Consider the following 581-nt stretch of genomic DNA (forward strand, 5'->3'; position numbering starts at 1 on the left):
CCGGGAGTCCGGATCGAGCGCTCGAACGCGCGGGGCGAAAACGCGGTGCATCGCGTTAAGGTTCTTGGCCAGCCACTCGTGCTGGCGGCGCCAGTCCGACTCGTTCTCGGGGTCGGCGTTCTCCAGCGATACGGATATCCGACTGTCCTTGCCTTTCGGCAGCTCTTCCCAGTCCAAAGGGAACCCCAGCTCGCGTTCGATCTCCGGCTTCTGCTCCGCCAACAGATGGTAGAACGACTTCGCCTTGCCGCCCGACAGGTAGAGTTCGGCACGGACCTGCTTCTTCGGACGGACCATCGCCGCATTCAAGCTGATGCTGCTTCGCCCGATCGAGTACGACATCCATGACGTGGGTTGAGCCGTTCGGCCTCCACGGATCGGCCCGCCGGACGCGGACAGCACCTTGTCGAACGCGGTCCAGTAGGCGCGCTGCATGATCCGGGTTTCCGACAGCTCGGCCTCGTCGATGGCATTTACCGCTCGCGATATCGACTGGGACCAGTCGTTCGGTTTCGACACGATGTTGAACTTCGGGGCGGGGGCCGAGTCGCCGATCCGCCACAGCTCGACCTCGAGCCCGA

Annotated in this window: 1 protein-coding gene; it reads right to left on the reverse strand. The window is 63.9% G+C overall.

Going from position 1 to position 581, the window contains the following annotated elements:
* Positions 1-435 (reverse strand): DUF4268 domain-containing protein (locus ABTU92_RS28735; RefSeq protein WP_408094984.1); only part of this gene is annotated, 435 nt, incomplete at its 3' end.
* Between the last annotated feature and the right edge of the window lie 146 nt (positions 436-581).

This window comes from Rhodoplanes sp. SY1, from assembly GCF_046000175.1.
In the GTDB taxonomy this organism is placed as follows: Bacteria; Pseudomonadota; Alphaproteobacteria; order Rhizobiales; family Xanthobacteraceae; genus Rhodoplanes.